We start from the raw sequence: 24,286 nt of genomic DNA on the forward strand, positions 1-24,286 counted from the left end.
GCCGAACCTGTATTGGGATGCACGAGTCGAGGATGGTTTAGATTAATTCGTACCATACATAATACCTGCACCCTTGGCAACAATAAGGATTGAACCCACAAGTACCATTATCGGCTATTCCAGCTACCCACACACATTTGATTAGGAGGAATTAGATATGACCTTTCTTGGACATGTGGTCCGTTTTATCGTTTCGGCGCTAGTCTTGATGGTAGTCGGCTTTATCGTGCCGCAATTCAGCGTCGGCGGATTCTGGAGCGCCTTCTTCCTGGCTCTGGTTATCGCCGCTCTAGGCTGGATCATTGAAGGCATATTCGGCAAAAAAGTTACGCCATTCGGACGCGGCATCGTCGGCTTCCTGGCCAGCGCAGCAGTCATCTGGATCGCCCAGTTCGTGGTCGGCGGCGTAACCGTGACTTGGCTCGGTGCCATTCTGGCAGCGCTGGTAATCGGGATTATCGACCTGTTTATTCCGGTCAGCACGCCGTATGAGGCTGGCAGACGGCATAACGACTAATCGGCAAGCCGCTTCACCATATGCAAGCCCCGACTGTTGCATGGCAACGGCTGGGGCTTTTTCTATATTCACAGCAATTCCCGGTTTGTTCAACACAAGTTCATCACTTTGTCATAGTGTTGTCACGACCACGGCTTTAAACGCCCAATATTTAGGTTAAAATGAAAGGGAAACTGATTATAAACCTGATACAGGCGTTGGAAGGGGAACTTTATAATGAAAAAATGGCTTGTATTCGCATCTATGCTCGCACTAGCCCTCGTTATTGCGGCTTGCGGCGCCAACTCCAATAATAGCAAGGAATCATCGGGCGCGGCGAACAATGGTGCCGGCAGCGAAGCTTCTGCCTCCGAATCCGAAGTGATCATCACCGCCAAAGACTGGGAGTTCGACCAAGAGGAATACCGCATCAAAGCTGGCGAGACAGTCGATCTGACTTTGAAATCGGCGGGCGGAATCCATGGCGTGCGTATTCTGAAAACCGATTACAACATCAGCAACAATAAGACGGTTGCTGTCACATTCGACACACCGGGCACTTATGACATGATCTGCTCCGTTCCTTGCGGCGCTGGACATGGCAAGATGAAAGCGAAGCTAATTGTAGAGTAATAAATGATGTGAAAAGCCCGCAATCTGTTCTAACGGACAGATTGCGGGCTTCTTTATATGGATCGTTATGCGCAGCATTCGCCTGCGTACAATTTCCATTCGACTGCGTCTGAGCGGGCCCTTCCAATGCCAAGCCTGCTCTGATAAGATAAGTTCACAACACCTCGCGAATGGAGGAATGCAAATGGGAGTATTGGAAGATCGTGTCGCCATTGTTACCGGGGCCGGCAGCGGCCTCGGCCGGGCATCCGCAATTGCCTTCGCTGACGCTGGGGCGAGAGTTGTCCTTCTGGGCAGAAGAGTCGACAAGCTGGAGGAGACCGCTTCGCTTCTTATGGCGAGGACCGGCAGGGCTGCCCTCGTCCTTGGCGCAGATGTCACAGACGAACAGCAGGTCGAAGACGCGGTTGGCGCTGTCCTGAAGAACTGGGAGCGCATCGATGTGCTGCTTAATAACGCTGCAGTGTTAGAGCAGGGTTCCGTACTCGAGCTGACCTCCGAGGAATGGCAAAATCAAATCGCCACCAACTTGACCGGTCCGTTCCTGCTGACCAAGTCCGTGCTGCCCGCGATGAGGAGGCAGAAATACGGCCGGATCATCAATATTACGTCCAGCCTGTCCCGCAACGGCGCGGGAGGCTTCGCTGCTTACAGCGCTGCCAAAGCTGGATTGGAGTCGCTGACTCGCACTGTTGCCGACGAAGAGCATGAGCACGGCATACTCGTCAATCTTTACAACCCCGGCACGCTGCGAACCGGGATGCACGCTACAGGCAAAGACCCGGCTACCGTCACGCCGGATATCGTAAGGCTTGCCAGCTTGTCCTTCGGCGGACCTACCGGCACTATTCACTCTTACGGATAATCGCTTTTAATATCGTAAAGGGATGCCCTAACAGACGAAATAGCGCCGCCTCACGGCGTTAACCGCGACAAAAAGGCCAAAGCTCGCTTGCAGCGCCGCCTCACGGCGTTAGACGCGACAAAAAGGCCAAAGCTCGATCTGCAACGCCGCCTCACGGCGTTAGACGCGACAAAAAGGCCAAATCTCGCTTGCAACGCCGCCTCACGGCGTTAGACGCGACAAAAAGGCCGATTCTCGCTTGCAGCGCCGCCTCACGGCGTTAGACGCGACAAAAAGGCCGATTCTCGCTTGCAGCGCCGCCTCACGGCGTTAGACGCAACAAAAAGGCCAAAGCTCGCTTGCAACATCGCCTCACGGCGTTACACGCGACAAAAAGGCTGATTCTCGCTTGCAACGTTGCCTCACGGCGTTAGACGCGACAAAAAGGGCGATTCTCGCTTGCAACGCCACCACACACCGCTAAACATCACAAAAGAACAGGAATCACATATATCGCAGTGTTGAGCATGTTGAATGCTTGAAATTCGCCATCATTGGTGAATAGTGGTGACAGCACAGCAAAACCGAAAGGTAAGGACGCCACATACAGCTAGTCGAGACTAATCTTGATCGTAAGATAATAAAAAACCGTCTCCTGTGTAAAATTGTAATACGACTAGCCATTTACAAAGGAGACGGTTTCTTTCTACTTATAAATTTGCTTATTAGTTGACACAAACCCAAAAAGGGCGGTGCAGGAATAACTCCCCAGCACCGCCCTTTCTTCATTCACGCCTCAATGAGGTAAGCTCACTCTTCGAAAGTTAGCCTCTGCTCTGTTAGCTCTGTCAGCTCTGTTAGCTCTGTTAGCTCGCTTAGCTCAGTTAGCTCTGCTCAATCAATTCAATCCATTCATTGAACTCCGTCTGAAGCTTGGAATACTCCACCTTCAGCTTGTGGTGCTCATCCTTAAGCGACTCATATTCCTTGGCGATCTGGGATGTCTGTTTCGCCGCCTCATCCCGCTCATGCTGCAGATCGGAGATTTGATCCTCCCATTGATCTTCGCTGCTTGAACCAGCCGCCGCCTCGCGAATGGCCAGCTCCATCTGCTCGCGCAAGCTCTCTTCCTTCAATTCGAACTCTTCTTTCAGTCGCTGGGTTTGCTTGATTTCTCTTTCAAGCTCATCCATTCGCGCTTGCTGCTCTTCCAATTGACGGCTTAACTGCTCTTGCTGCTCAAGCGATGTCGCCAGCTGACCGGAAGCGATCCTCTCGCGGGCTGCTGTCAGCTCCAGCTGCTGCATCAGCTCTTGCTCCTTCGCAAGCTGCTCGTCCAGCTTCTCCTGCAGCTTCTGTGCTGCCGCATTCTGATCCGCTTCCAGCTTTTCCTGCAACGCTGCTTCTGCCTTCTTATGCTGCTCTAACTGCTTCAGCAGCTCTTGCTCCGCAGCCTCCAGACGCGTGAATTCCCCAGTCTGAGCCTTCAGCGCTGCTTCCTGAGCCTCAAGCTTGGCCGACAACTCGCCAATCGCATGCTCGCGCTCCTCAAGTCTCGCTCTTAGCTCGCCTGCCAGCTTCCTCTGTTCCTCATCGCGTGCAGACAGCTCCGCGGCTTGCTCTCCCTGACTGGCAAGCTTGGCGGACCATTCCGCTTCCGCTTGCTCCTTCTCCGCGAGCTGAGCTGACAGCTCTCTGGTTGCGCTATCCTTCTCCGACAGCTTGGACGACAACTCGGCTGCCTCACGCTCCTTCTGGGACAGCTTCGCCGACAGCTCTCTGGCTGCGTTCTCCTTCTCCGACAGCTTGGACGACAATTCATCTTCAACCAGCTGCAACAGCTCAAGCTGCTCCTGAAGATCGCGAATAACAGCCTGATGCTGCTTCTCCAGCCTCTCGTTCATTTCATCCTGCTCCTGCTGCTGAAGCTCAAGCTGCTTCTTCAGTTTGCCTTCCGAAGCCTCGCGCTCCTCCAGCATGGATGCAAGCAGCTCCGCTTCGTCCCGCTCTGCTTTCAACTGCACTGACAGGTTCTGCGCTTCCTTCTCCGCCATCTCCAGCTTCGATGCCAGCTCCTGCGCTTCCTTCTCCGCCATCTCCAGCTTCGATGCCAGCTCCTGCGCTTCCTTCTCCGCCATCTCCAGCTTCGATGCCAGCTCCTGCGCTTCCCTCTCCGCCGTCTCCAGCTTCAATGCCAGATCCTGCGCTTCCCTCTCCGCCGTCTCCAGCTTCGATGCCAGCGCCTGCGCTTCCTTCTCCGCCGTCTCCAGCTTCGATGTCAGCTCCTGCGTCTCCTTCTGCGACAATTCCAGACCCGATGCCAGCTCCGCTGCTTCTTTCTCCTTCGTCTCCAGCTTGAGCGTCAGCTCCTGCGCTTCCTTCTGCGAAGACTCCAGCTTAAGTACCAGCTCCTGGACTTCCGTCTGTCCCAGCTCCAGCATAGCCGTGAACTCGTCCACTTCCTTACGCTGCTGCTCCAGCTTGGATGCAAGCTCCTGCGCTTCGCTGCGGTTAGCTGCAAGCTCCCCACGGAGCTCCGCCTCGACGGCTTGCCATGCCGTCCATTTTGCTTGCCACTCGCGCTCAGCCGCTTCGCTGCCCGCCAATTGGGCTTGCCATTCCTGCTCGGATGCGCGGTACTGCTCCAGTTGCTCAGCCAGCTCCAGCTCTCTGTAGCCCAGCTTATCAACTTGTTCCTGCAATGCCTGCTTCGCATCCTCTGCAGCCGCTACCAGCCCCCGCAGTTCTTCAAGCTGCTGCTTCTGCTCGCCTGCGCGAGCCTGGTAATCATTCGCCAGCTTCTGCTTCAGCTCTTCCTGGCTTGCAGCCCACTGCTTGCGTTCCTCCGCGAATTCATTCGCTTGATCCGCAGCCTCATCCAATTGCTCGATATACGCCTGCTGCTCCTGTTCCAATTGAGCAATGCTGGAGCGTAGTGCTTCTTCCTGCTCCATAGCTTGCGAGAGCTGCTCGTCCGCTACCGCAATCCGATTCTCATAAGCTGCCTTATCGGCCTGCACAGCTCGCTGCAATTCCGCTACTTGAGCTTGCAGCCTGCTCCGCTCCTCCAGCCAGCCGTTTCTGCGGCGCTCCAATTCTTCCTTCGCCGCCTGCTCTTGCTTCGAGAGCTCCTCCTGATGGAAGGCCAGAAGACCTTCCTTCTCTGCAGCGTGGCCTGCCGCAAGCTTCTCCTTCTCTGTGCGCTGAGATGCCGCCTGCTGCTGCTTGTCCTTCTCAAAGCTCTCCTGAAGCTGCCGCATAGCCGCCTCATGCTCCGCTGCAAGCCGTTCTCTCTCAGACTGGAGCTCTTCCAGTTGCTTCGCCTTCAGCGTCTCAAGCTCTTCTTGCAGCAGCTCCTTCTCGATCCGCTGCTCCTCCAGAAGCTTGGCGTGCTCCGACCGGCTCTCCTCCAGAAGCTTGGCGCTCTCTGATTGGAGCTCCTCGCGCAGCTTGTCCTGTTCAGCTTTATGCGAGGCTGCCAGCGTCTCGCGCTCCGCAGCAGCGGCTTCCAACAGCCCGTCGCGCTCGGCTGTCAGCTCCGCGACCGCCCGCTCCTTCTCCTGGCCCAGCTTCGCAAGCTCAGTCTCCAGCTTACCCTTAAGCTGCACAAGCTCGGTCTTCTTCTCCATCGCGAGCTCTTCCTTGATGCGCTCGACCTCTTCCTCATGCTCCCGCTTCATGCGGGACAGACGCTCTTCGCCGGCTTTGACCGCTTCGGCTGCCGATGCTTGCGCCGCAAGCTTCTGCTCCTCGGCCATCGCCATCAGCTCTTCAAGCTGCTTCTCGGCATCCGCCTTCAAGTCGCGAAGCTGCTCTTCATTCGCTTGCTTCGTTCTCTCCAGCGTCTCTTCCAGCTCTCCAGTACGCCGCTTCTCCCACTCCAGCTGCTGGCGGGTCTCGATCGCGCGGGCTTCCTCCTCCTGCAAGCGCGTATTCTCGCGGCGGAGACGGAATACGTCTTCCGTCGTCTGCATCGCGCATAGCACTGCAAGCTTCTGCATATCGAGACGCGGATTGGTCTTCGCCAGCTTCTTCATGCTGTCATCGATAGAGCTGGCTACTCTTTTCATATATTCAATATTGGAATGACCCTTAATTTTGTATTGAATGCCATATATGTCAACGGTTACAACAGTTTGTTCTCCATCCATGAAGTCGTATCCCCCTATCATCCAAATCGCGTTCTTGCTACGTCGCCTGCCTCATATCAACTTCCGGGGTCCACTCTGCCGGTATAAAAAGCCGCATCGACGTTCACTAGGAACTAATTCGATGCGGCTTTGGATGTTTCCTGCCTACTTACGCAATTCTGCTCCAAAAGATTGTTCTAAATCCTGGACGACCTGACTATGCAGGGAAGTCACTTCTTCATCTGTCAATGTGCGTTCCGCATGGCGGTAAACCAGCGACAGCGCAACGCTTTTCTTGCCTGCTCCGAGACGCTCGCCCGTATAGACGTCGAATACGCGCACGGACTCCAGCAGCTCGCCTGCCGTGCCCGACACCTTGGCTGTCAGGCTGCCTGCCGCAACCTCCGTATCGACAACAACCGCAATGTCGCGCTCGATCGCCGGATACTTCGGCAGCGTCTTGTATTCAATCTCGTAACTCGCTTCCTCATACAGCGCGCCAAGGCCAAACTCGATCAAATACGTATCGGCAAGCTCCCACTCCACTTGCAGCCCAGGATGCAGCTGTCCGACATAACCGATGACAGCCGGCCCTGCTGCAGTCTCAAGCGTAATGGAAGCCGTTCTGCCCGGATGGAAGTGGGCCGGCTTCGCCGGTGCATAGCTCACCTTATCGGTCAGGCCAAGGGTTTCTACAATCGTCTCAACAATGCCCTTCGCATCATAGAAGTCATAAGCGACTGCTTTGCTGTTCCAAGCGGAAGCCGTCCGGTTACCTGTCAGCAACGCCGCGAAGCGATGCTTCTCCTGCGGCAGCCTGGTCAGCTGCTCTTCATCTGTATGGAATACGCTGCCGATCTCGAACAGGGCGGCAGACTCGTTTTTGCGGTTGCGGTTGTAGACGGCCGTCTCAACCAATTGGGCCAGCAGCGCCGTGCGGAGCACGCTGCGCTCCTCGCTCATCGGCATCGCCAGCCGGACCGGCTTCGCCTCATCCGTCAGCGACGGGAACAGCTCCGTTCTCGCCGGGCTTGTGAATGAGTAGTTGATCACCTCATGCAAGCCGGAATCCGTCAGACGCTTGCGCAGCTCGCGGCGGATCGCCTGCGGCTTCGTCAAAGAGCCTTGAATGACATCGCCATGAATAAGCGTAGTCGGGATATTGTCATAGCCGTGCAGACGGGCTACCTCCTCGATCAGATCGACATCGCGCGTAATTTCTGCGCGGCGGGTAGGCACTTCCACTTGGAATTCATCTCCTGCGCCCAGCTCGTAAGGGAACTGAAGGCGTCCGAAGATCGTGCGCACCTCAAGGCTCGACAGCTCCGTACCCAGGTAGCCGTTGATCTTGCTCAGCGAGACGGAGATCTTCTTAGGCTCCACTGGCTGGGAATCAGATTGCACGATACCGTCAGTGACGAGGCCCTCTGCAAGCTCGGCGATAAGCGCCGCTGCACGGTTAAGCGCAGGAATAACGCGCGACGGATCCACTTCTTTCTCGAAGCGTGCGCTCGATTCCGAGCGAAGGCCAAGCTGGCGGGACGTCTTGCGCACTGTGCCGCCGTCGAAGCGCGCGGACTCCAGAATAATATTGACCGTGCTCTCCGTAACTTCGGAACTCGCACCGCCCATCACGCCGGCCAGAGCGATCGGCTCGCTGCCGTCCGTAATGACCAGCATATGCGGCTCCAGACGGCGCTCCTGGTCATCCAGCGTCAGCATCGTCTCGCCTTCCTTCGCCATGCGGACGACAATTCGTCCGCCAGCAACGCGGTCAGCATCAAATGCGTGCAGCGGCTGTCCGTATTCCAGCATGACGAAATTAGTTACGTCAACAACATTGCTGATCGGGCGAATGCCTGCCGCCATCAGGCGGTTTTGCAGCCATTGCGGGGACGGGCCGATCTTCACGTCTTTAATATAACGCGCGGAGTAATGAGGGCATTGCTCCGATGCGGTCACTTCAACACTCACATAATCAGCCGTCTGCAGGGAAGCGTCATGAACGGACTGGCTTGGCAGCTTCACTTCGCGTCCGGTCAGCGCGCCCACCTCGTAAGCTACGCCCAGCATGCTGAGGCAGTCGGAGCGGTTCGGCGTCAGGTCCAGCTCCAGCACCTCATCGTCAATGCCCAGCACGTCGCTGATCGGCGTTCCGATTGCCGTAGATGGAGGCAGCACCAGAATCCCTTCCTGCTGTTCCTTCGGCAGAAGCTTGTCATTCAGGCCAAGCTCCTTGGCGGAGCAGATCATGCCTTGCGATTCCACGCCGCGCAGCTTCGCGCGCTTGATCTTGAAGTCGCCCGGCAGCACAGCACCGATAACCGCCACAGGAACCTTTTGTCCTGCATCTACATTTTTGGCGCCGCATACGATCTGCAGCTCTTCGCCTGTGCCTACGTCTACCTTGCAGACATTCAGCTTGTCGGCATCGGGATGCTTCTCCTTCGATTTCACATAACCGACCACTACGCCGGACACGCCTTTGTTGCGGGATTCCACAACGTCGATCTCGATGCCGCCGCGCGTCATGCGCTCCGCAAGCTCCTCCGCTGTCAATCCGTCAAGCTCGATATATTCTTTCAACCATTGATAGGATACATTCATCTTCTCTCGTCCCTTCTATTCTATCGTCACATTCTGGCGAACTGGCCCAGGAATCGCAGGTCGTTGGTGTAGAAATGGCGAATATCGTCAATGCCGTATTTCAGCAGCGCGATACGCTCAATGCCCATGCCGAACGCGAAGCCTGTTACTTCCTCCGGATCATATCCGCCCTTCTCCAGAACATAAGGGTGCACCATGCCGCAGCCTAGAATTTCCAGCCAGCCTGTGCCTTTGCACATCCGGCAGCCATGTCCGCCGCATTGTACGCAAGTAACGTCCACTTCGGCACTTGGCTCTGTGAATGGGAAGAAGCTTGGACGCAGACGGATCTGCACCTGCGGGCCGAACATCTGCTGAACGAATTGCAGCAGCGTGCCTTTCAGGTCGCTCATGCGCACGCCTTTGCCGACCACAAGGCCTTCCACTTGATTGAATTGGAACGAATGCGTCGCGTCGTCATCGTCTCTGCGGTACACTTTGCCCGGGCAAATGACCTTAACCGGCGTCATGCCTTCCTTCGCTTCCATCGCCCGGATCTGTACCGGCGATGTCTGCGTGCGCATCAGAATGTCTTCGGTAATATAGAACGAGTCCTGCATATCGCGGGCAGGATGGTTTTTCGGCAGATTAAGCGCTTCGAAGTTGTAATAGTCCATCTCCACTTCCGGACCTTCCGCAACGGAATAGCCCAGGCCGATGAAGATATCCTCGATCTCTTGCGCGACCTTGTTGAGAGGATGCACCGCGCCCGTAGGCAGCGGCTTGCCCGGCAGCGTCACGTCGATCGTCTCCGCCATCAGACGGTTGTTCGTCTCCGCTTCCTGGAAAGCGGCAGCCTTCTCTTCGATGACGCTCTCGATTGCCGAGCGTACGTCGTTCGCCACTTGTCCGATGACCGGACGCTCTTCAGCGCTTAGCGCGCCCATGCCGCGCAATATTTCAGTCAATGCGCCTTTTTTGCCCAAATATTTGACTCTCAGGTCATTCAGCGCCGCAGGCGTCTCAACGCCTTGCAGCTCCTGCAGCGCCTCGACGCGCAGCTCCTCCAGTCTTGCCTTCACATTCATCGCCCCCTAGTAGTGTCGACCGGCAGACCACTGCCGGAATGCATAAAAAAAGGCCCTTCCTCCCCGAAGGGACGGAAGAACCGTGGTACCACCCTAATTCGAACGGCGCAACCAGTTCGGCGCGCTATTCCTCTAGACCCTGTAACGGCGGGACCCGTGCGTTCCTACTTGGGGCGGCATGGGGCCGGTCCGGTTCAGACGCATGCTCAGGAGCGAACTTCGGCAGCCTGGATTTCGCAAGAACGCTCTCAATCTTCGGCGTTCTCTCCCTGTACGAAAGCACTGCTTACTTTTCTCCGTCATCGCTTGTTCCTATACAAAACATTACTGTTTATTATATTCAAAGTCCGAGCCCGATGCAACCGATGTTCCCAAGTTCCTGCAAATGTCCGGTTCCCCTCATCACATCACGATTACTTGCTCTTCTTGGAGGCAATCCAAAAGGCGAATATGACAAGCGGAATCAAAATGAACCAAGGAATGCGAATCGTGCCTCCAAAGATAAACGCTAGCACGAAGAGTATGATGATCCCGACAATGATATACAGGCATCCCCGTCCGAACGTTTCCATGCGATCCTCCCCTTCCCCTGTTTGACCGTCGTCTTCTCCATACCGATTTTATAACCAAATTGAGCGATTGTAAATCCTTGGAAGGCAAGTCTACTGCCGCAACAAGCCTTGCTCCATCGCATATCTGGTCAGCTGAACCCGATTCTCCAGATGCAGCTTCTGCAAAATATTTTTTAAATGATTTTTCACCGTATGCTCGGACAGGCAAAGCGCGGCTGCGATCTCCCTATTGGATGCGCCTGTCGCGACCCGCTGCAGCACTTCCTTCTCCCGCCCCGATAACGGAGTAAGCGGGAATGAGCTGCCGGCCTGTGGCTGGGACGCTTCGCTGCCGGCTGCTCCGCCGGACGCGCCGGCCGAAAACTCCTGAAGAAGGCGGAACGCCAGCTCCTTCGACATCGGCGCCTCATCGACCGCAATCTCGCGCAAATATTGCAGCCATGCCGAAGGGTCCAGGTTTTTGAGCAAATAGCCCTGCGCCCCGCGCTTGATCGCTTCGAACAAATGCGTAATGTCGTCGGATACCGTGACCATTATAATCTTCAGCGAAGGCAGCAGCAGCTTCAGCCTGTAGGTCGCCTCCAGCCCCCCCATGCCCGGCATCCGAATATCCATCAGCACCAGATCCGGCAACAGATCGGAGGCCAGCGCGATCGCTTCCTCGCCGCTTGCCGCCTCGCCTACAGCTTCGAACAGATCGTCTCCCGACAAAATTTCGCGAATGCCCTCCCTGCCGTGGGGATGATCATCCACAATCAACACTTTGACTTTTCCCGGCCTACCGCTCATCCGCTCGCGCCTCCTCCTGTAATTTCAATACGAATGCCGCCAAGCGCGCTTGGGCCGATATTCAGCTTCCAGCCCATTGCCTTGGCCCGCTCCCGCATCATTCTGATGCCGTATTTGCCCAGCTCCTGCAGCTCCTCTTCCGTTGCTCCCTTGCCGTCATCCTCAATAACACAGCTGAACGCCGGGACCGGCACATTCAGCGCGCCGTGATGCTCGGCCTGGATGGTGACAGCCGATGCGCCGGCGTGCTTCTGCACATTCATCAGCGCCTCCCGGAGAATGGCCAGCAGCTCTACCTTCTGCCTATTCGTCAGAAGCCCGTCATACAGCTTGGAATCCACCGTCACGGCAATCCCTTGCGCTTGCTCCAGCTCCGAAGACAGCCTGTGAATGCTCTGCAGCCAGGTCGAATCAGCAGGCTGCAGAGCATTCTGCAGATTCGAGATCGACTGCCGGACGTCTTCATACACATGGCGCACCGTATGGCGGACACCCTCCATCGCCTTCGTGGCATCCGCCTCCGACTGCGCCCGATCGAGCTTGTTCAGCTTCACCGACAGCATGAACAGCGACTGCGAGATCCCGTCATGCAGCTCTCTGGCGAGCTGTTCTCTTTCTTCGAATGCGGCCTTCACCACCTGCTGGCGCTTCAGCGAATCCTGCATCGCCTCCAGCTTGGCGAATAACCGGCGGACAAGCGTCAGCGTAATAAGAAATACGAAGACAGGGGCCAGCCAGTTCCCTAATTCCATCGAGACGTACGGCAAGAGAAAGGCGTGGCGGACATATTCCCATAGCCCGATCACGACTGTCGGTATCCATAGAATAAGCCATTTCAACCATCTATAGGACAATGCGGCTCCCCCTCTTCACATTAATTGCTGGCAAAAGAAAACTCCCTCTCCAGCTTTTCGCCGGAGGCTTGCGTCACTGTGATTACAGCTGTCCAATTGCCAGGACGAGGCAGCACAACATCTTCTGCTTTATAACGGAATTCACCAAATCCCGGGAATGCGATGCCGCCTTCCGAATCGGACGCCTCAAGCGCAATACCGATAGCCGGCTTGTCCGCATAACGAAGGGACAGCGATACGGACTCAGGCTCCCCTTCCTCCTCCGGCAGCCATACCGTCAGGGATGCCTCGTTCGGCCCCGGAGCATTCGGCGATAGCTTCAGCGTATAGTGGAGCTCCTCGCCCATCTGGTGATAATTAAGCGGCTTCCCATCCGGCATCGGGCTGATAACGGTAAAAATCGCCGCAATGGCAACGATGAAAACCATCAGCAAGCCGTCCAGCTTCAGCCAGATGCTGCGCGGCAGCTCTCTCCGCCGCGCACGGTATCGCAGTGCCGCTCCGATAGCTGTGACGCCGATAACCAGCACGGTTTTGGCAAGCAGCCAGAGCCCCCAATCCGTATAGATCAAATAGAGCCAGCTTGGGATAAGCGTCCAAGTCATCAGCAGGCCGCTAACCGTCAGAATGACGATCGTCAGCCACGCCACTGCGGAGAAGCGTTCTGCGAATCGTCCCGCCTCCTTCCGGTCCGCTCTCCAGAACAAGAGCAGCAGCATAACGCCGCCCGCCCATACCGCCGCGCATACGAGATGCACGAAGTCGGACAGAACGGAGACTACGGCTTGCTCAGCGGCGGCTGCATGGCCGCCGAGGCTCTCGGTCAGAAGCAGCAGCACGGCCCAGAGAGCTTTGCCGGGATCCGGAAGCTTCAGCGCCGAGAATCCAAGCACCGATAATACGATAAGCGCCAGCCATAACTGGCCCGACGTTGTATCCGTGAACACGCGCAGCCAGAGCTCGCCGCCGCCGCCAAGCTCTCCGACGACACGCGCGGCATGGATGAAGACGTAGAGGATCACAGCCACAAGCAGAGCCTTCATAGCAGGTCCGCTCCACTTATCCAGCCAGCTTCGCTGCTCCGCCCCGCTGCCGCCCTTCGGAATCAAGAGGCGAAGCAGCATAATGCCCGCGGCGAACATGAGCGCCAAGTAATAAAAGATTCTAGCCGCATACATGACGCCAGCTTCTACTATGTCTTTCAGCGCGCCATCCGTGCCGGAAGCCCCGGCCTGTCCATGCTCATGGGCAGCGAGCCACATGCCCTGTGCCTCCGCATATGCGTGCGGGCTCTCATAGAGAAGCAGACCTGCCAGCACGGCAACCGCAAGCAAAGTGCAAGCTCCCGATCTCACCGCGATTCCAGCGATGCGAGTATGTAAATTTAATGATTTCGACGATAACGACACGCTTCCACATCCTTCTTTCCTCATTCGACTCCAGTTTACTAAACGGCAAGCAAAAGGACAATTGATCCCTTCCCATGCTTTAAACCGCCGCAAAGCGTATAAGGACGGGCTTCTTCGCTCATTCTGTTAAAAGTAGACCTGTGAAAAGGATGTGAACATTGATGACGGACAGGCACTTTCGCGTAGCCCAGTTGGACAATATGCCTGATGCGCTTGATGCGATCAAGCATTTGGAGGAGCAGTTAAGCGGCCAAAGCGGGGAAGATATTGCGCTTGTTGCATTTTCATCTGAAGAAGATCAAAGGGCAGAGCAATAACTGGAGACACATTCTTGCAGCCGTTTTCCCGGCAAAAAGGCATCCCGCCTGCGGATTTTCGCTTCCGCCGGCTCGGATGCCTTTTCTATGAGCCCATGTCTACCCGCTCTTCCGCGCCGCATAGTCCGGCCAATACCCATCCGGAATCGGCGGATAGCCCCGGTCACTGTCCCATACATACACCCAGCCCGACAGGCCATGGGATTCCAGATCGGATACCCAGATGCGGTCGTATTCGTTCTGCTCCTCTATGCCGTAGAAGTCCTCCAGCACATCCATGGCCGCCAGCCCCTGCCGGTCTACCGTAATCCACTGTCCCTGGATAACAGCCTTGAGGCTCTCCGATTCACGGTCGCGAACAGCGGCCGGATAAGAGCCGAAATCGACGAGCCTCCCCGCGATGACGCCTGGCATATAGCTCTTTACATAATTGGATACGACATGATGATTGCTTTGACCCGGCAGCAACGAACCATAAATAAAAACGCGAATGACAGACATGGAGATCCCCCTGCTTTGTGTAGATGTGAATGAACGTTCACGTTAGCTTTCCTAACATTATGCCGCATTTTATTCACATGCGCAATATATGGTACAATCAGTCAAAGCACACATCATATGCTTACTACAAGGAGGTCGTATCCCTATGGCAAGTCAGACTGGAGCCATTGTACAACAATCCCTGAACGCGTTAATGGGAGATTCTTCATTCCTTCCCCTTGTCCAAGGACAACGCCGGGAACAAGCCTTTCAATCGTTGGCGGCAATTCTGTCTACACCGAACAAAGTACATAAGGCATTCCTGCGCATTGCGCTGGAGGACGGCAATGTCGTGCGCATTCCTGCCTTCCGTATTCAACACAATGATGCGCTTGGCCCTTACAAAGGCGGCATTCGCTTCCATGAATCCGTCAATGAAGACGAGGTTACCAATCTTGCGGCGCTGATGACGCTCAAAAACGCGCTGCATGAAGTTCCGTTCGGCGGCGGCAAAGGCGGAGTCGTCATTAATCCGCGCAGCTTCTCCGAGAAAGAGCTGTACACGATCTGCAAAAAATATGTCCAGTATTTCAGCGATATACTGGGACCCGATAAAGATATTCCAGCTCCGGATATGGGCACGGGCGAGCGCGAGATGGACTGGATGATGGCGGAATACAAAAGCATCCATCCCGGTTCCCCGTACCTTGGCAGCTTCACCGGCAAAAGTCTGGTCAGCGGCGGCTCGCTCGGACGCCGGGAGGCTACGGGCAAAGGCGTCTACTTCACCTTCCGCTATATGATGCATGACTTCATCCGCGACAATATCGGCTGGCTGGCCGGCAGCTCGAACCCTTTTGCGGCAACGGCGCTTGCTTACGCGAACAAGCCGATGTCCATCGCGGTGCAAGGCTTCGGCAACGTCGGCTCCGTTACAGCGATGGAAGCTTACAAGTGCTCCGATATTCGCGGCAAAGTCGTCGCTGTCAGCGACCGCAATGTCACCTTGTATAACGAGAGCGGTCTTGATATTCCCGCTCTGGTCGAGTATGCATCGACGAACCGCGGCGATCTGCCGTCGACAGAGGATGCGCTGAGGGAAAGCGGCATAGCTGGCGAATTGCTGGACCGCGAAGCGGTGCTCTACTTGAATGTAGATGTCCTGTTCCTCGCGGCGCTTGAAGACCAAATTCACGGCAATAATGTGAATGAAGTGAAAGCCCGCATCATTGTCGAAGGGGCCAATGCTCCGATTACGGGAGAAGCGGACGAGATCTTAACTTCGCAAGGCACGATCATTGTGCCGGATATTTTGGCCAATGCAGGGGGCGTCATCGTCTCGTACTTCGAATGGCTGCAAGGCAGAGAAACGCAATTCTATTCGGAAGCGGAAGTGTACCGCCAGCTGTTCGCCAAGATGCAGAAAACGATGAACGGCATCCTGCCGGCTTACTTCGGCGATCCGCTGTCGCTCCGGCAAAATTGCTTTGTCCATGCCGTAACCAAGCTGTCCTCCGTATTATACCGTCAAGGCAAACTATACTAATTACAGGTACAGACGGTTTTCCTGCCACCCTTGCACAGCCTTCCTGCCCGGGAGATGCTGTGCAAGACTTAAGGGGAACCGGCAAGCCCATATCGATACGCCCTTCTGGGAGCCGCGCGCGGTGTGGAAGCAAGCGAGTCTGTGCCTGATGCTATACATGAAGCAACAGGAAGAGGCATGACATATGGAAACCATTGAACTATCATCAATCATTATCGGTTACGCGCAGCATTCGTCCTTCAAGGTTGCTTTCTCGAAGGCCGTGCTTGTCATCGTCACCGATCATGGAGACAAGCTGTGGTATATTGACGTAGATGGCGTCAGAGACAAGGATCTCCTCTCCTGGTTCAGCCAGAATGAGGACATTCGCGTGCAGCTTACCGCCAAGGCAGCAACAGGCGAGGAGTATCAGGGCATCGCCTACTTCCACCCCAACGAGCCCAGCTCCGCCGCCGCCATTCGCGGCGATGGCGAGCTGATCCGTACCGAAGCTTAGGCTGCAAGCGGGTGCAGCTGAGTGACTCATCCACCATAAAAAGGCGCTTGCCGTACGCGAATGATCGCGTAACCGGCAAGCGCCTTTTTGGGTAAATGTAATAGTCAGGTTCGGTATTACTTGGAGATTTCCGGAGTTGTCAGCTGATCGTAGAAGTCAACCGCTTTATCCTTGTTCTCGGAAGCGCGAAGCGCCATTGCGGATCTCGGATGCTCATCCAGAATACCCGTGATCATGTAAGGGATAATGTAGCCCCACTCTTCCTTCTCGCGAAGTGGCACCATATATTTCTCGATCATGTCGAGAACCGGACGAACGTTGTATTTCGTATTTTGCAATTCGGATACAAGCAGTTCCGTGTTGCAGTTGCCTGCCGCGCGGCCCATGCCGTATACGGATGCGTCAAGCAGCTCTACGCCTTTGTTTGCTGCAATCAGCGTGTTCGCGAACGCAAGCTGCAGGTTGTTGTGGGCATGGACGCCAAGACGTTTGTTCGGCAGATGCTGCTGGAACTTATCCACCAGGTAGCTTAAATCGTCCGGCTTCAGGCTGCCGTAGGAATCCACGATGTACACCACGTCAACCACGCTGTCATTAATTTGCTTGAATGCTTCGATGAGCTGGTTCTCCATTACGTTGGAGAGCGCCATAATGTTCAATGTCGTCTCGTATCCGCGGTCGTGGAAAATTTGCACCAGCTCAAGGGCCTTGTCTACATCTTGAATGTAGCAAGCAACGCGAATTAGATCGAGCAGGCTCTCGCTGCGCGGCAAAATATCATTCTCGTCAACACGGCCGATATCCACGAGCGCGGACAGCTTGGTGTTGCCTTTGTTCGGGATGACTTTGCGAAGGAATTCATCATCCAGGAAGCGCCATGGCCCTGCGCTGTCAGCGCCCTTCAACAGCTTCGGCGAATTCTTGTAGCCGATCTCCATGTAGTCGACGCCAGCTTCGTTCAAGCTATTATAAAGGTGCTGTACAAACTCGACGCTGAAATCCCAGTTATTGACGAGTCCGCCGTCACGAATTGTACAATCGACAATTTTGCAATGACTAGTTTTCGAATGCATGCTTGCTGCTCCTTTGATTTGAACATGAGTTCACTTTTTATCTACCATCATACTTGAAATATGGCGGGAACGCAAAGTAATTATGTCGGTTTTTGGATATTTTGGACGTTTGGCTGTCCCGATAAGATATCATTTACAAATTGATATTTTAAAGTTAAAATATTATGTAAACATCAACGCTTAATTTTTCCTATCTGGAAAAAGCGGGGGAACCAACGTAAGTGCGACGCGGGCCGACAGCCGGCTGCGGCCTTGCAAGGGGTGAGTCCGGGGATTTGTACCCCCGGTAGGGTCTACTCTCTAGCCCGAATCCGACAGCTAACCTCGTAAGCGGACAAAGGAGAGATGTCTTATGCTTTCTTTATCATTGCAAGATTCCCCATTTCCTTCAGAACAACCTCTGCAGCTCAACATTTCGCGCGTGGAAGTATTCGTCATTCCGGCGCTTGCGATCGACTCGACAGGGTATCGCGTTTGTCTCCGCATCAGCAGCGATCTTGGCTACGGCTGGAACGAGCAGTTCGTCAGCGATAGCGAGCCAAGCCTGCAACTCGACCGTTGGGGTCCGCTCTTCCGCAGCTTCATCGGCCAATTCTCGATCGTTTCCTTGACCGAACGGCTCACCGAACGTATCGCGCATACTCTTAATCCCGATAACCGGGCTTATCGTCTATTTTCCGCCGCTATTACCCAGCTGCAGAATCCGGGCTCCGGACGCCCGCTTGCTTCGGCCGAGCCTGCTGAGGAATCCGTTCTTCAACAGCGCGCCGTCGCTTATTTGTCCGTAGACTAACCGCAAGTTCGCTTGGATATGGGGAATATCCGATGCCGGCCAGCCTGCCAAGGCAGGCCGCAACCAGCATCAAGCCCGCAGCCTTCCTACCCGGAATGCCGGGCTTGTTTGCATTATGGGGAGTTTCCGGGGCTGGCGGTGCGCCATGGCGGAGCTGCAAGCCGAGTTTCTCGGCTTGCAGCTGCTACGGCGGCGGCTTTCAGCTCTCTAAGCCGAGTTTCTCGGCTTGCTGCTGCTACGGCGGCGGCTTTCGGCTTCCTAAGCCGAGTTTCTCGGCTTTCTGCTGCTACGGCGGCGGCTTTCGGCTCTCTAAGCCGAGTTTCTCGGCTTGCTGCTGCATCGGCAGCGGTTTTCGGCTCCCTAAGCCGAGTTTCTCGGCTTGCTGCGCTCCGCCCGCAGCTTTCGGCTCTCTAAGCCGAGTTTCTCGGCTTGCAGCTGCTACGGCGGCGGCTTTCGGCCCTGCAAGCCGAGAAACTCGGCTTGCACCTGCATCAGCAGCGACTTTCGCCTCTCTAAGCCGAATTTCTCGGCTTGCTGCTGCTACGGCGGCAGCTTTCGGCTCTCTAAGCCGAGTTTCTCGGCTTGCTGCTGCTACGGCGGCGGCTTTCGGCTCTCTATGCCGAGTTTCTCGGCTTGCACCTGCATCGGCGGCAGCTCTCGGCTCCCAAAGCCGAATTTCTCGGCTTGCTGCTGCTTCAGCGGAGGCTTTCGGCTCTCTATGCCGAGTTTCTCGGCTTGCTGCTGCTACGGCGGCGGCTTTCGGCTCTCTATGCCGAGTTTCTCGGCTTGCAACTACTACGGCGGTGCCTCCCTTCTAGCCCCCCCAATAGAAAAATAAAGAGGCGCCTCTACCATCGATTTCTCATGGTAAAGGCACCTCGTTTTTGCATATTTGCAACCTTTCGACTTCAACACCTCCATAACTGATTCATCGAGTCCATTATCCTGTAAAAACAAACAACCGGCTAAACTTCCACTCATGAACCTGCATGACTTAAAAGCATCTAAGCAACAAATCAAAGAGTAATAAGAGGCATACCGGCAGCTCACCCGCTACATCACTAATAGGCAGATAAAATAACTCCTTCCAACCTACGTAAAGCAGCCACCTCCCAACTCCCCCGCTAAGAACCCGTCGAGCGGTAATGGCGCACGCCGAAGCGCCAGATGAGGAGGCAAGGGATGAGGAACAGCATACCGCCGAATGTGATCAGCATGGGCAAGTACATGCTGCCTTCCCGCTTATCGAGCAGGTACATGAGCGGCAAGTAGCTGACACAGCCGAACGGGATGATGAAGGTGAAAAAACGTGTCACCCATTTCTCATAAATGTTGAGCGGATATTGCGCCATCTCGCGCCCGCCGTCTGTGAACACGTTGGCAACCTCAATCGCCTGAATGGTCCAGAAACAGAACGTCGCCGCCAATATGAATATGCCAGTAAAAATAATGGTGCCGTTAGCGATCATAAGCAGCAGCGTGAACAGCTTTGGAAAGCTCCATATTTGCGGCAAGCTCGATACCGACCAGACCAGCACGATCGCACTTTGCAGAAGTCTGCCGACTCTCGTAAACTCAAACTTCGAACCGAGCACTTGCAGCGCCGTGCTTCTGGGGCGAACCAGCAGCCGGTCAAAATCTCCCCTGCCCACCAGCGACGAAAATGCATCAAATCCCCTTGCAAAGCATTCGCTAAGCGAGAACGACATATGGATGATGGAGAAGCAAAGCGCTACCTCAAAGAAAGTCCATCCCTGCAGCTCGCCGAAACGCTGGAACATGAAGTACAAGCCCCCGAACACCATAAAGGGAATAAAAAACTGTCCGACGCTCATCAACAAAAAGGATGTCCGATACTCCATCTGGGATTTCAGATGAATGCTCAAATATTTGAAATATAATCTCATATCCGCCTACCCTCCCTGCACGACGACGGCTCGCAGCGCTTTTTTCATTAATGCTCTTCCAGCCAGCACAAGCACCGCTAGCCAAGCAATCTGAATCAGAATGCCCCATGCCGCTTCCGCAACGGGGATATGTCCGGAATAGACGCGAAACGGGAAGTCAGTCGTCCAGCGGAACGGCAGTATGTACACGATCGGCTGAAGCCACGACGGCATAAGCGGAACCGGAATAACCATGCCTGCCAGAAATTCGCCTGCAACCGCAATCATCAGAATGGAGCCAACCGGCGACATGGTCCAGAACACCGATATGTAGATCAGCATCGAGATCGCTACGACCACAAACAAACCTAACGCCAGCGCAATCAGAAACAGCACAAAAGACCCCCAAGTAGGCGGAAATCCCATCCGATAAGGCTCAGGGATAATAAAAACGATCGCCATCAGCGGAAAGCAGCGCAGCGTCGCGCTTGCAAATCGTTGAGCCAGCAGCTTGGAGTACCAATGCGGGTACAGCTCCATAGGCCTGCATAACTCATAGGCAATGTTGCCGTTAGTAATCAAATCAAACAATTCCTGATCGCGAAACCATAACATGATGAAGGACAAAAAGATTTGCTGCAGCCATACATACGTAATCAAATCATCCAGAGAAATGGGCTGATCGCCCGAGCCGTTGCTGTAGAATGCAGCGAAGATCATGATGAAGACAAAGCCGAAGAATAGCTGGGTTGCCATACCGGCGAGCGCTGCCGAGCGGTACTGCATCCCGTTAATAAAACGGAGGCGCCAAATCGAAGCATAAGCCTTCATATCTGGTGCTCCTTATAGAGCTGAACGATAATCTCGTCGATATCTTTGGCCGACACCGACAGATCGACCACCTCGACAGACTCTGACAAGCGGGTCACCATCTCCGCAAGCGTCACCTTTTCCGAGTCGAAGCTGTATACAGCCCTCTCGTCCGTCCATTCGATTAGAGTTGTCCCTTCAATCGCAACCGGTCCAGAGCGCCCCCTGTAATCGACCGTTACCGTCTTGCCTGTGCCGAACCGCTCCTTCAATTCATCCAGTGTTCCATCATAAAGAAGGGTGCCTTTTCCGATCATGAGAATCCGATTCGCCAGCGCTTCGATATCGCTCATATCGTGAGTGGTCAGGATTACCGTGACCCCTTGCTCCCGATTGAGCCGTTTGATAAAGTTGCGCACCGCCAGCTTGCTGACCGCATCCAGCCCGATCGTAGGCTCGTCCAGAAATAGCAGCTTGGGACTATGCAGCAGCGAAGCCGCAATCTCGCAGCGCATCCGCTGCCCCAGACTCAGCTGCCTGACCGGCATCTTCAGGATCGCCTCCAGATCTAGCATCTCCGTCAGCATCGCCAGATTGTCCCGGTACATCCCCTCCGGTATCGCATAGATATCTCTAAGCAGCTCGAACGAATCGATAACGGGGACATCCCACCATAGCTGCGACCGTTGTCCGAAGACGACGCCTATATGCTTGACGTATTCCGTCCGATCCTTCCATGGGTTATAGCCCATGATGGAGCATTGCCCCTCATCCGGCACCAGGATGCCGCTCATGACTTTGATCGTGGTCGACTTGCCCGCTCCGTTCGGGCCGATATAACCGACGATTTCTCCTTTTCCGATCGAGAAGCTGATATCCTTCAGCGCTTCCACGATCGTGTGCTTTCGTGCGAATAAAGCTTTGGTCGCTTCCTTGAGGCCTGCCGTCCTGGTCGCGACTTTGAATCTCTTCTCAATTCCATCCAGCCGAATCCATGCATCATTCCGATTCATGCTCTCTTTATCCTCCTGTTTGTACCTACGCTGAATCCGCTAGGGCAGAGAGCCTCTCCTGTCCCCTCTCCTTGCCCAGCCTCAAACAGCGGGATAAAGATCATACCCGATATTTCCAAAAAAGTATAGCTTTATTTTTCTAAACAACGGGCGTGCGCGAAATCATAAATCCTTCATTTGTTTATTGAATATTAATTCGTATTGATGTATATTTATACAGTATTAAGTTTTGAACGGAGGGATTTCCTTGTCCAATCTCATGCATGTTTCATCTTCGAAAAAAGACACGCACACCGTTTCTCATATACCGGCGCCTATCGAGCTTGCCAAAAAGCATGTGCTCCATACCGCTATACGGCCCGATATCGTCATGGCCCGCGGCGAAGGCATGATGCTCTATGATACCGAAGGTAATAGCTATCTGGACTTTATTGGCGGCTGGGCGGTCAATAGTCTGGGCCATTCCCCTGCTGTTCTGCAGGAGGCGCTTGCCGAGCAAGCATCCAAGCTGGTGCATGCCAGCCCCGCCTTCTTCAATGAGCCGCAAATCCAGTTCGCTGAGCTGCTGACCAGCATCAGCGGGATGGATAAGGTGTTCTTCACCAGCACGGGAGCGGAAGCCAACGAAAGCGCGGTAAAGCTTGCCCGCAAGCACGGGGCGCTGAACTTGAACGGCGCCTATGAGATCATTACGCTGACGAACAGCTTCCACGGCCGTACTCTGGCGATGATGTCTGCGACGGGCAAAGCGCAATGGAAGCCGCTCTTCGCGCCGAAGGTAGACGGCTTTGTGCATGTGCCGATTAACGACCTCGACGCTTGCTTCGCCGCGGTCACGAACCAGACATGCGCCATCATGGTGGAGCTAGTGCAAGGGGAAGGCGGCGTCCATCCCGTCAGCGAAGCTTACCTGTACGGACTGCGCAAAATATGCGATATGTACGGAATCCTGCTCATATTCGACGAGATCCAGACCGGTCTTGGCCGTACGGGCAAAATGTTCGCCTACCAGCATTACGGCATTGAGCCCGATATTATGACACTCGGCAAAGGAATCGGCGGAGGCTTCCCACTATCGGCTATGCTGACGAAAGAGCAATATGACCTGTTCCAGCATGGCGACCAAGGCGGAACTTACATCGGCCAGCCGCTGGCTATGGCCGCAGGGCTAGCAGTGCTGCGCGAGCTGATTCGCCTTGATGTGGCCGAGCAGGCGCGCAAGCAAGGCCAATACTTGAAGGATGGGCTGCAGGGCTTGTCCGCTTCCCTGCCAATTGCGAATGTGCGGGGGCTAGGACTCCTGCTTGCCTTTGATGTGCCAGACGCTCCAGCATTAGTAGAGAAGTGCAGAGAGAAAGGGCTCTTGGTCAATGCGCCAAATGCCCATACCATTCGCCTTATGCCTGCGCTGATCGTTCAGAAGTCCCATATCGATGCCATGCTGGACATCTTGAAGGAGGCTCTTGCAAGCTAGTTCATGCGAATGTTGGAAAAGCTGCCGCGCATACGCTATTGAGTATGGAATTCTGTTAGGGTGCGGCAGGAGGGCTTGAGGTTGAAGGTGCGTTTTGGAGCTCGGGAAAAAGACTCTTTTATCGTATATGTGGTGCCGGCGTGGCAGTGGAAGGAATTTATCGCCTTTGAGCTGATCGGCGGGATCGCTTTTTATCTGATTGGCAAAATCCTGACGCATTCGGAATGGTTTTCAGTAGCTGCCAACATGGCAGGCCCTCAAATGCTGAAAAATACGTATGCCGCTTTGCGTACACTGGCCTAATCGCCTAGTTGTAAGCCTCTGCGTTCACTTTAACCATATAAACGGCATTGCCATACCTGGCTCACATAAATATAAAACGCCATTCAATGGATGATAACATCATCCCGGAATGGCGTTTCCTATTTCAGCGCGTCCGTTTCATGTACTCCAATGCACGGCTCAGCGCTTGCAAACATTCGTTACGAAGGATCATTCTCCAGGAGCTCCAGCATGACCTTGAGCTCCTGGAACGTATCCATATAGGCATATCGTCCGCCCGTATATTCGCCCTTCTGGACCTGCTTCATCCCCTTGCCCTCCATGAGCGTCACTTTCTCCTTCATTCCTTCGATAATCAACGCAATATGGTGCACGCCTTCCCCATGCGCATCAAGATGCTCGCGCCATGTGCTGGGATGGCGATCCGGTTCGATCAACTCCAACTGCAGCGAGCCCATATCAAAAAAAGCCAGCTTCGCCCGCGCCTCGCTAGATTGCCCGTTGAACTCAGTCTGCGCTTGATCTGCCGTATCCGTCCAAAACCATTCCGGCTTCTCCAAGCCGAAGAAATCGGCATATGCCTGTGAGACGGCTTCAATATCATGCACCAGCAAGCCAATTTGCGTAATCGTGTTTGTTCCCAGCGTCCCTTTTTGCGTTGTCATCGTCTTTCACGCTCCTTCATCATTTTAACATTGGTTTTTCCCATCATCCG

The 24,286-nt window shown here is 54.7% G+C and carries 22 protein-coding genes, 1 riboswitch and 1 other annotated feature; of the genes, 9 read left to right on the forward strand and 13 right to left on the reverse strand.

All coding sequences use genetic code 11. The features are described from left to right. The first annotated feature begins 157 nt into the window (after positions 1-157). The 3 genes from D3P09_RS06310 to D3P09_RS06320 all read left to right on the forward strand — a co-directional run bounded on the left by D3P09_RS06310 (position 158) and on the right by D3P09_RS06320 (position 1,994). A complete protein-coding gene (locus tag D3P09_RS06310; RefSeq protein ID WP_120108092.1) occupies positions 158-517 on the forward strand; it encodes a phage holin family protein in 360 nt (119 codons plus the stop codon). A 216-nt stretch (positions 518-733) separates the two neighbouring features. Next, positions 734-1,129 (forward strand): cupredoxin domain-containing protein, encoded by a 396-nt coding sequence (locus D3P09_RS06315; protein ID WP_120108093.1) that lies wholly within the window; start codon positions 734-736, stop codon positions 1,127-1,129. A 184-nt stretch (positions 1,130-1,313) separates the two neighbouring features. After that, the gene (locus D3P09_RS06320; RefSeq protein WP_120108095.1) at positions 1,314-1,994 is read left to right on the forward strand and encodes an SDR family NAD(P)-dependent oxidoreductase; all 681 of its coding nucleotides are present in this window, start codon (positions 1,314-1,316) and stop codon (positions 1,992-1,994) included. An 863-nt stretch (positions 1,995-2,857) separates the two neighbouring features. Here D3P09_RS06320 and D3P09_RS06325 read toward each other — a convergent pair. The 7 genes from D3P09_RS06325 to D3P09_RS06350 form a co-directional block, all read right to left on the reverse strand. After that, complete coding sequence (locus D3P09_RS06325) at positions 2,858-6,124, reverse strand: cell division protein ZapA (RefSeq protein WP_120108096.1); 3,267 nt, start codon at positions 6,122-6,124, stop codon at positions 2,858-2,860. A 144-nt stretch (positions 6,125-6,268) separates the two neighbouring features. Continuing rightward, the gene (gene pheT, locus D3P09_RS06330; protein WP_120108098.1) at positions 6,269-8,710 is read right to left on the reverse strand and encodes a phenylalanine--tRNA ligase subunit beta; all 2,442 of its coding nucleotides are present in this window, start codon (positions 8,708-8,710) and stop codon (positions 6,269-6,271) included. 26 nt (positions 8,711-8,736) lie between these two features. Continuing rightward, complete coding sequence (gene pheS / locus D3P09_RS06335; protein ID WP_120108578.1) at positions 8,737-9,771, reverse strand: phenylalanine--tRNA ligase subunit alpha; 1,035 nt, start codon at positions 9,769-9,771, stop codon at positions 8,737-8,739. Between the two features lie 70 nt (positions 9,772-9,841). Beyond that, positions 9,842-10,089: a binding site (T-box leader), on the reverse strand. A 101-nt stretch (positions 10,090-10,190) separates the two neighbouring features. Beyond that, a complete protein-coding gene (locus D3P09_RS27585; protein ID WP_165867327.1) occupies positions 10,191-10,349 on the reverse strand; it encodes a hypothetical protein in 159 nt (52 codons plus the stop codon). 90 nt (positions 10,350-10,439) lie between these two features. Continuing rightward, positions 10,440-11,138 carry a response regulator gene (locus D3P09_RS06340; RefSeq protein WP_120108100.1) on the reverse strand — a complete coding sequence of 233 codons (699 nt, stop codon included), beginning with the start codon at positions 11,136-11,138 and terminating at the stop codon, positions 10,440-10,442. Further along, positions 11,135-11,992 carry a sensor histidine kinase gene (locus D3P09_RS06345; RefSeq protein ID WP_120108102.1) on the reverse strand — a complete coding sequence of 286 codons (858 nt, stop codon included), beginning with the start codon at positions 11,990-11,992 and terminating at the stop codon, positions 11,135-11,137. The genes D3P09_RS06340 and D3P09_RS06345 overlap by 4 nt, the downstream gene beginning before the upstream one ends. A gap of 20 nt (positions 11,993-12,012) precedes the next feature. Further along, complete coding sequence (locus D3P09_RS06350; RefSeq protein ID WP_165867328.1) at positions 12,013-13,326, reverse strand: copper resistance D family protein; 1,314 nt, start codon at positions 13,324-13,326, stop codon at positions 12,013-12,015. Between the two features lie 236 nt (positions 13,327-13,562). Here D3P09_RS06350 and D3P09_RS27590 point away from each other — a divergent pair, with 236 nt between their 5' ends. Next, on the forward strand, positions 13,563-13,718 hold the full coding sequence (locus D3P09_RS27590) for a hypothetical protein (protein WP_165867329.1): 156 nt from the start codon (positions 13,563-13,565) through the stop codon (positions 13,716-13,718). Between the two features lie 99 nt (positions 13,719-13,817). On the opposite strand, the gene D3P09_RS06355 is transcribed toward D3P09_RS27590, so the two are convergent. Then, complete coding sequence (locus tag D3P09_RS06355; RefSeq protein WP_120108105.1) at positions 13,818-14,219, reverse strand: gamma-glutamylcyclotransferase family protein; 402 nt, start codon at positions 14,217-14,219, stop codon at positions 13,818-13,820. 145 nt (positions 14,220-14,364) lie between these two features. Here D3P09_RS06355 and D3P09_RS06360 point away from each other — a divergent pair, with 145 nt between their 5' ends. Continuing rightward, entirely contained in the window at positions 14,365-15,744 is a 1,380-nt protein-coding gene (locus D3P09_RS06360) for a Glu/Leu/Phe/Val family dehydrogenase (protein WP_120108107.1), read from the forward strand. Positions 15,745-15,928: 184 nt separating this feature from the next. After that, positions 15,929-16,240 (forward strand): hypothetical protein, encoded by a 312-nt coding sequence (locus D3P09_RS06365; RefSeq protein WP_120108109.1) that lies wholly within the window; start codon positions 15,929-15,931, stop codon positions 16,238-16,240. Between the two features lie 116 nt (positions 16,241-16,356). Here the strand turns inward: D3P09_RS06365 and D3P09_RS06370 are convergent, their stop codons facing one another. Continuing rightward, positions 16,357-17,313 carry an aldolase catalytic domain-containing protein gene (locus tag D3P09_RS06370; protein ID WP_120108111.1) on the reverse strand — a complete coding sequence of 319 codons (957 nt, stop codon included), beginning with the start codon at positions 17,311-17,313 and terminating at the stop codon, positions 16,357-16,359. Between the two features lie 167 nt (positions 17,314-17,480). Next, positions 17,481-17,661, forward strand: a riboswitch (cyclic di-AMP (ydaO/yuaA leader). A gap of 4 nt (positions 17,662-17,665) precedes the next feature. Between D3P09_RS06370 and D3P09_RS06375 the strand changes: the two genes are divergently transcribed. Next, positions 17,666-18,106 carry a 5-formyltetrahydrofolate cyclo-ligase gene (locus D3P09_RS06375; protein ID WP_120108112.1) on the forward strand — a complete coding sequence of 147 codons (441 nt, stop codon included), beginning with the start codon at positions 17,666-17,668 and terminating at the stop codon, positions 18,104-18,106. A 1,124-nt stretch (positions 18,107-19,230) separates the two neighbouring features. On the opposite strand, the gene D3P09_RS06380 is transcribed toward D3P09_RS06375, so the two are convergent. From D3P09_RS06380 to D3P09_RS06390, 3 genes are read right to left on the reverse strand one after another with little or no spacing between them, the layout of a single operon-like run. Then, positions 19,231-20,013: an ABC transporter permease gene (locus D3P09_RS06380; RefSeq protein WP_120108114.1), complete on the reverse strand. Its 783-nt coding sequence runs from the start codon at positions 20,011-20,013 to the stop codon at positions 19,231-19,233. Positions 20,014-20,019: 6 nt separating this feature from the next. Then, complete coding sequence (locus D3P09_RS06385; protein ID WP_120108115.1) at positions 20,020-20,823, reverse strand: ABC transporter permease; 804 nt, start codon at positions 20,821-20,823, stop codon at positions 20,020-20,022. Continuing rightward, on the reverse strand, positions 20,820-21,815 hold the full coding sequence (locus tag D3P09_RS06390) for an ABC transporter ATP-binding protein (RefSeq protein ID WP_120108117.1): 996 nt from the start codon (positions 21,813-21,815) through the stop codon (positions 20,820-20,822). Before D3P09_RS06390 ends, D3P09_RS06385 begins: the two co-directional genes overlap by 4 nt. A 247-nt stretch (positions 21,816-22,062) precedes the next feature. Here D3P09_RS06390 and D3P09_RS06395 point away from each other — a divergent pair, with 247 nt between their 5' ends. Together D3P09_RS06395 and D3P09_RS06400 are read left to right on the forward strand one after the other, a co-directional pair. Further along, positions 22,063-23,289, forward strand: coding sequence for an aspartate aminotransferase family protein (locus D3P09_RS06395; protein ID WP_243643921.1), 1,227 nt, complete (start codon positions 22,063-22,065; stop codon positions 23,287-23,289). Positions 23,290-23,370: 81 nt separating this feature from the next. After that, entirely contained in the window at positions 23,371-23,592 is a 222-nt protein-coding gene (locus D3P09_RS06400; protein ID WP_120108119.1) for a hypothetical protein, read from the forward strand. A 179-nt stretch (positions 23,593-23,771) separates the two neighbouring features. On the opposite strand, the gene D3P09_RS06405 is transcribed toward D3P09_RS06400, so the two are convergent. Beyond that, on the reverse strand, positions 23,772-24,236 hold the full coding sequence (locus tag D3P09_RS06405) for a VOC family protein (protein WP_120108120.1): 465 nt from the start codon (positions 24,234-24,236) through the stop codon (positions 23,772-23,774). Positions 24,237-24,286: the final 50 nt, after the last annotated feature.

The organism is Paenibacillus pinisoli (assembly GCF_003605435.1).
GTDB classification, from domain to species: domain Bacteria; phylum Bacillota; class Bacilli; order Paenibacillales; family Paenibacillaceae; genus Pristimantibacillus; species Pristimantibacillus pinisoli.